The sequence below is a fragment of the Olsenella uli genome (assembly GCF_016899935.1).
Classification (GTDB): Bacteria; Actinomycetota; Coriobacteriia; order Coriobacteriales; family Atopobiaceae; genus Thermophilibacter; species Thermophilibacter uli_B.
Map to the genome: position 1 here is coordinate 400,337 of NZ_JACJJK010000001.1, position 7,144 is coordinate 407,480.

General features: G+C 69.4%; 4 protein-coding genes. 3 read left to right on the top strand and 1 reads right to left on the bottom strand.

The window, feature by feature from the left end; all coding sequences use genetic code 11:
• Window positions 1-46: 46 nt before the first annotated feature.
• Window positions 47-1,624: a UDP-glucose--hexose-1-phosphate uridylyltransferase gene (locus H6A07_RS01775; RefSeq protein WP_204812733.1), complete on the bottom strand. Its 1,578-nt coding sequence runs from the start codon at window positions 1,622-1,624 to the stop codon at window positions 47-49.
• Between the two features lie 593 nt (window positions 1,625-2,217).
• Here H6A07_RS01775 and H6A07_RS01780 point away from each other — a divergent pair.
• Genes H6A07_RS01780 through H6A07_RS01790 form a run of 3 tightly spaced genes read left to right on the top strand, consistent with a single transcriptional unit; the run spans window position 2,218 to window position 7,092 of the window.
• Window positions 2,218-3,219 (top strand): LacI family DNA-binding transcriptional regulator, encoded by a 1,002-nt coding sequence (locus tag H6A07_RS01780; protein WP_204812736.1) that lies wholly within the window; start codon window positions 2,218-2,220, stop codon window positions 3,217-3,219.
• Window positions 3,220-3,265: 46 nt separating this feature from the next.
• On the top strand, window positions 3,266-4,825 hold the full coding sequence (malQ, locus tag H6A07_RS01785) for a 4-alpha-glucanotransferase (RefSeq protein WP_204812737.1): 1,560 nt from the start codon (window positions 3,266-3,268) through the stop codon (window positions 4,823-4,825).
• 2 nt (window positions 4,826-4,827) lie between these two features.
• Window positions 4,828-7,092, top strand: coding sequence for a glycogen/starch/alpha-glucan phosphorylase (locus H6A07_RS01790; RefSeq protein WP_204812740.1), 2,265 nt, complete (start codon window positions 4,828-4,830; stop codon window positions 7,090-7,092).
• Window positions 7,093-7,144 lie beyond the last annotated feature (52 nt).

The window sequence follows — 7,144 nt, forward strand, 5'->3', positions numbered from 1 at the left end:
GGGTGATCTCCTTTCGTATGTGGAAAAGGGACAGTCCCTTTTCCACCTAGCAGACGGTCGCGACAAAGCGCGCGAACGCCGCCCTGCCCTCCTCGTCGTCAGCGAAGACCGCGCAGCACTCGAGCACCTGCGCAAAGACCTGGCCGATCTCGTCCTCGATCACGGCGTGCAGCACCGCCGCGTCCGCCCCGGCCACGTTCTGCGGCTGGAACTCCGGGTGGCGCTGCAGTACCTCGGCCGCCCACGGCGCGTGGCTCGCGACCTCGGGCACGCCCGCCGGGTCCTCGCCGGCGAGGATGACCTGCTCGAGACGGTCCATCTCGCCGAGCAGGCGCGCCGGCAGCACCGCCAGGCCCATGACCTCGATGAGGCCGATGTTCTCCTTCTTAATGTGGTGCAGCTCCTGGTGCGGGTGGAAGATGCCGAGCGGGTACTCCTCGGTGGTGCGGTTGTTGCGCAGCACAAGGTCCAGCTCAAAGTCGTCCCCGCGACGGCGCGCGATCGGGGTGATCGTGTTGTGCGGGGTGCCGTCGGTCTCGGCGAGCACGCCCACGGTCTCGTCGGTGTAGCCGCGCCAGGCGGTGAGGATCTTGTCGGCCAGCTCCACGAGGCGCGCGGGGTCGGCGCCGTCCAGGCGAATCACCGACATCGGCCAGTCCACGATCTGCGCGCGGACGTCGTCAAAGCCCTCGAATGCGATCTTCTCGCGCACGCCGGCGCGCGCCATCGCGAACTCGTAGCGGCCGCCCTGGTAGTGCTCGTGGGTGAGGATGGAGCCGCCAACGATGGGCAGGTCGGCGTTGGAGCCCACGGTGTAGTGCGGGAACTTCTCAACGAACTCGAAGAGCCGCTGGAACGTGGTCCGGCTGATCTGCATGGGGACGTGCTTCTCGGACAGCACGATGCAGTGCTCGTTGTAGTAGACGTAGGGGCTGTACTGCAGGTACCACGGCTCGCCCGCCAGCGTGAGCGGGATGAGGCGGATGGTCTCGCGCGCGGGGTGGTCGAGCCGGCCGGCGTAGCCCAGGTTCTCCGGGCAGAGCTGGCAGCGCGGGTAGGGCTCGGCGCCGCCCGCCTTCTGCTTCTCCAGCGCGGCGGCGATGGCCTTGGGGTCCTTCTCGGGCTTGGAGAGGTTGATCGTGATGTCCAGGTCGCCGTAGCGCGTGGACGCGACCCACTTGCGGTCGCGCGCGATGCGGTAGCGACGGATGTAGTCGGTGTCCTGGGCGAGCGCGTAGAAGTAGTCCGTAGCGGCCTCGGGGGACTCGTCGTAGCGGTGCCAGAACTCGCGGACGACCTCGCTCGGGCGCGGGGTGACGCAGCCCATGAGGCGCGTGTCCAGGAGGTCGCGGCTGGCGATGCCCGGGTCGCAGACGCCCCGGGCCACCGCGTCGTCCAGCAGGCCGGCGAGAATGACCTCGAGCTCGGGGCGCGCCTCGGCGGTGCGCGCGGCAGCGACGGCCTCGCGCGGGACGAACGAGCCCTCGGGCTCGTAGGAGAGCGCGTCGAGCATGAGGTTGGCGGCGTAGGTCACGTCCTCCTCGCCAATGAGCCCCCGGTCAAGCGCGTAGGCGACAAGATCGGCGACTCCCCTCTCCACCGCTCCAGAGCGATCATCGGCCATTGCGCGCTCCCTCCTCGGGCGTCCGCCCGAAACAAATCGGCTCACTTGCTTGAAAACGATACCGCATCCGCACCGGCCCGGACGCGGGGTTGCGGCCAGCGGCGCGGCGCCTCCCGCACGCGGACCGGTCCGGGAATTGGCGACGTTGTTCCGGGGTGGTCCGGGAATTCGGGACGTTGGCGCAGGCGGATCCGGGAATCGGGGACGTTGGCGCGGACGCGTCCGGGAATTGGCGGGGTTGCTCCGGGTGCGTCCGAGAATCGGCGCCCGCGCACCACGGGAGGGGCCTCGACTGCCGCACGGGCGCCGATTCTTAGAATGCGTTGCGACAAGGGCGCCGATTCTTAGAGCTTGCCGCAACAAGAGCGCCGATTCCTGGAGCGCGCTGCGACAAGAACGGCGATTTCTAGAACGTCCCGCGACAAGGGCGCCGATTCGCGGACGAGCCCGGCCGCGCCACCCCGTCCGCGCCGGCGGACGGTAGCTTTTCGCCCGCCAGCGGATTTTTTGCAACGTCGCCGTTCTTCTCGCCCGCGCGTGGTATATCTGTCTCAGCGACTGGAAACGTTTCCAATCTGAGAGAGCGAGGCGACATGGACATCCGGGACATCGCGGCGAGGTCGGGCTACGGCGTGGGCACCGTCTCGCGCGTCATCAACGACCAGCCCAACGTCAGCGACCGCGCCCGCAAGCGCATCCTGGCGGTCATGGCCGAGTGCGGCTACGAGCCCAACTCCAACGCGCGCTACCTCAAGATGCGCCAGCAGACGCCGGTCGTGGTCTTTGTGATGGGCGTGGGCAACCGCCTCTTTGACGACATCATCGGCCCCCTCCAGGCGAGCCTCGCCGCGGCCGAGGAGGAGATTGCGGTCACCTACCTGGACGACGACTCCCGCGAGGTGCGCGCCGCGATCGACTACCAGCAGAGCCGACGCCCCAAGGGGATGGTCTTTCTCGGCGGCGAGCCGCGCTACTTTGCCGAGTCCTTCCATGAGATCGAGGTTCCCAGCGTCCTCGTGACCAACTCGGCAGCAGACCTCGGCTTTCCCAACCTCTCCAGCGTGACCATCGACAACGAGGCCGCCGCCGCGCGCGCGGTCGGGCACCTCTGGGAGCGCGGGCACCGACGCATCGGCGTCGTCGGCGGGGACCGCGACGCCAACAGCGTGGCGGCTCAGCGCCTGAGCGGGGTCGAGCGCGCCCTCGCCGAGCACGGCGCCGCCCTCGACTACGAGCGCGACTACGAGCCGTGCCCGTTTCTCGAGGCCGCAGGCTACGACGCCACGCGCCGCCTGCTCGACCGCGCGCCCGACCTCACCGCCGTCTTCGCGCTCGGCGACGTCCTCGCCTTCGGGGCCCTGCGCGCCATCGCCGACGCCGGGCTCTCCGTGCCGGGCGACCTCTCCCTCGTGGGCTTTGACGACACGTCCTTCTCGCAGTTCTCCGTGCCCCGGATCACGACCATCCGTCAGGGCTCCGAGCTCCTTGGCCGGCGCGCCGCGCAGCTCCTGCTGGACCTGATGGCCGGCGGCACGGCGGCCCACGAGGTGGTCCCCTTCGAGCTCATGGAGCGCGAGAGCGTCCGTGTTGCCTAAAAGGGGCTTGACCCCTTTTAGGCAAGTTTTCGAGAAAGGAAGAGATGTGAGATCTGGCGGCATCCTCATGCCCGTGACGTCGCTCCCCTCCCCCTGGGGCGTGGGCACCCTCGGTGCGGCAGCCCGAGACTTCGTGGCGTTTCTCGCCCGCTCGGGGACGGCGGTGTGGCAGGTGCTGCCCGTGGTGCCCACGAGCTACGGCGACTCCCCGTACCAGTCGTTCTCAACCTACGCCGGCAACCCCTACCTGATCGACCTGGACGACCTGGCCGAGGAGGGACTGCTGCGCCGCAGCGAGTACGCGGGGCTCGACTGGGGCACGGACCCGACGCGCGTGGACTACGGCGCGCTCTGGCGCAACCGCTTTGGCGTGCTGCGCCACGCGGCGCGCCGTCTAGAGCGCGAGCACGCCGCGGAGCTCGCCGCCTTCTGCGAGCACGAGCACGCCTGGCTTGACGACTACGCCCTCTTCATGGCCGAGAAGGACGCGCACGGCGGCGCCTCCTGGGTCACCTGGGAGCGCCCGCTCCGCCACCGCGAGCACGCCGCGCTCGCGGCCGCGCGCGACCAGCTCGCCGACGACGTCCGCTTCTGGAAGGCCGTCCAGTGCCTCTTCTTCCGCCAGTGGGAGCGCCTGCGCGCCGAGACGACCGCGACCGGGGTGCAGATCATGGGTGACCTGCCCTTCTACGTGGCGCTCGACAGCGCGGACGTGTGGGCGCGCCCCGAGCAGTTCCAGCTGAACGACGAGCTCGTCCCCGACGAGATCGCCGGCGTGCCGCCCGACGGCTTCTCCGCGATCGGGCAGCTCTGGGGCAACCCGCTCTTTGCCTGGGACCGCATGAAGGCGGACGGTTACGAGTGGTGGTGCGACCGCATCGCCGCGCAGCTGCGTAGGTACGACATCCTGCGGATCGACCACTTCCGCGGCTTTGACTCCTACTTCGCGATCCCCGCCACCGCCGTCACCGCTGCGGACGGCCGCTGGCGCAAGGGCCCCGGCATCGAGCTCTTCCGCACCCTGGAGCAGCGCCTGGGCCCCTGCGAGATCGTGGCCGAGGACCTCGGCTACCTCACGGACTCCGTGCGCCAGCTCCTGGCGGACTCGGACTTTCCCGGCATGAAGGTGCTCGAGTTCGCCTTCGACACGCGCGACTCCGAGGCCGGCGACGAGACCTACCTCCCGTACGCGTACCCCGTGAACAGCGTGGCCTACGTCGGCACGCACGACAACGACACCGCGCTCGGCTGGCTCGCCACCGCGCCCGAGAAGGACGCCCGGGTCGCTCGCGAGTACCTGCACCTGGACGCCGCCGAGGGCGAGGGCTGGGGCATGATGCGCGGCATCTGGGCCAGCGCCTCCGAGCTCGCCGTGGTCCAGATGCAGGACCTCCTGGGCCTGGGCAGCGAGGCGCGCATGAACACGCCCTCCACGCTCGGCGGCAACTGGTGCTGGCGCGCCGAGCCGGACTTTGCGACCGACGAGCTGGCCGCGCGCATCCACCGCCAGATGGAGCTCTACCACCGCCTGCCCGCGCGGCGGGCCCCGAAGCCTGCGGGCTCGCCTGAGAAGAACGAGAAATCCGAGAAGAACGGAGGACGCTAGAGATGGACTTCGAGAACCGCCTGAACCAGGTACTCGCCGACATGGGGACCTCCCTCGACGACGCCAGCAACCAGCAGGTCTTCTGCGCCCTGCTGCGCGCCACGCGCGACGTCGAGCACGAGCTGGCGCCCGCCGCCGGCGACCGCAAGCTGTACTACTTCTCCGCCGAGTTCCTCGTGGGGCGGCTGCTTCACGCCAACCTGGTGAACCTCGGCCTCGCCGACGAGGTCGAGCGCGTCCTCGCCGCGCACGGCACCTCGCTCGCGGCCGTGGAGGACTGCGAGCCGGAGCCCTCGCTCGGCAACGGCGGCCTCGGCCGGCTCGCCGCGTGCTTCCTCGACTCGATCGCCTCGCTCGGGCTTCCCGGCGACGGCGTGGGCCTCAACTACCACTACGGTCTCTTCCGGCAGGACCTCACGGCCGGCGTCCAGCGCGAGGAGCCCAACCCCTGGATTGAGCCCGAGTCCTGGCTGCTTGACAGCGGCAGGTCCTTCTCGGTGCCCTTTGGCTTTGGGCCCCTCACCGCGCGGATGTACGACATCGAGGTCCCCGGCTACGAGAACGGCGTGGTGAACCGCCTGCACCTCTTTGACGTGGAGGACCCGGCGAGCGCCCCGGAGCATGGCATCGCCTTCGACAAGCGCGACGTGGCCCACAGCCTCACGAGCTTCCTCTACCCAGACGACTCCGACGAGGACGGTCGGCTGCTGCGCGTCTACCAGCAGTACTTCATGGTCTCCGCCGGCGCCCAGCTCATCCTGGCGGAGCTCGAGGAGCGCGGCTTCGCGCCGGAGGAGCTGGCCGACCACGTGGCCGTCCACATCAACGACACCCACCCCTCGATGGTGATCCCCGAGCTCGTGCGCCTGCTCATGGAGCGCGGCGTCTCCTTCGAGGACGCGGCCGACATCGTGGAGCGCACCTGTGCCTACACCAACCACACGATCCTCGCCGAGGCGCTGGAGACGTGGCCCATGCGCTACCTCGAGCAGGTGGCGCCCGGCATCGTGCCCGTGATCCGGCAGCTGGACGCGCTCGCCCGCACCCGCACGGACAACGACGGCCTCGCCGTGATCGACGGCGGCGACGTCGTGCACATGGCCAACCTGGACGTGCACTTCTCGCACGCGGTGAACGGCGTGGCGGCGCTCCACACGCAGATCCTCGTGGAGTCCGAGATGCGCCCCTTCGCCGAGCTCTACCCGGGCAAGTTCTCCAACAAGACGAACGGCGTCACCTTCCGCCGCTGGCTCATGGGCTGCAACCCCGCGCTCGCCGAGCTCGTGACCGACGCGATCGGCGACGCCTGGAAGCGCGACGCCGCGCGCCTCGAGGACCTGCTCGCCCTGCGCGATGACGCCGTCTTCGTGCGGAGCCTGCTCGACGTGAAGGTGGCCAACAAGAAGCGCCTGGCCGCGTGGCTCGCCGCCGAGCAGGGCATCCAGATTGACCCGCACTCCGTCCTCGACATCCAGGTCAAGCGCATGCACCAGTACAAGCGCCAGCAGATGAACGCCCTCTACGCCATCTGGAAGTACCTGCAGATCAAGCGTGGAAACGTTCCCAACCGGCCGGTCACGATGGTCTTTGGCGCAAAGGCGGCCCCGGCCTACGCCCTGGCCAAGGACACGATCGCGCTGCTTCTGGCCCTGGGGAGGCTCATCGCGGAGGACCCGCAGGTCTCGCCGTGGCTGCGCCTGGTCTTCGTGGAGAACTACAACGTCACGGCCGCCGAGCACCTCATCCCCGCAGCGGACGTCTCCGAGCAGATCTCCCTTGCGTCCAAGGAGGCGAGCGGCACCTCCAACATGAAGTTCATGGCCAACGGCGCGGTCACGCTCGGCACGCTCGACGGCGCCAACGTGGAGATCGCCGACCTCGTGGGGCACGAGAACATCTACCTCTTCGGCCGCTCCTCCGAGGACGTGATCGGCCTCTATGCGCGCGGCGACTACCGGCCCTGGGACTACTGGCAGCAGGACGGCGAGCTCGCGGAGGTGCTGGACTTCATCTGCTCGCCGGAGCTCCTCGCCTGCGGCGACGCGGGCTGCCTCACTCGCGTCTACCGGGACTTCGTGGCCAAGGACTACTTCATGGCGCTGCTCGACGCGCGCGACTACGTGGCAGTGAAGGAGCGCTGCCTCGCCGACTACGAGGACCGCGCCGCCTGGGGCGAGAAGGCCCTTGTGAACGTGGCGAAATCCGGGTTCTTCTCGTCCGACCGCACCATCCGCGAGTACGACCGCGACATCTGGCACCTCTCGTAGGGACGGGGGGCGACGTTCTTCTCGCCGGACCCGCCCCCACCCCCTGCCTCCC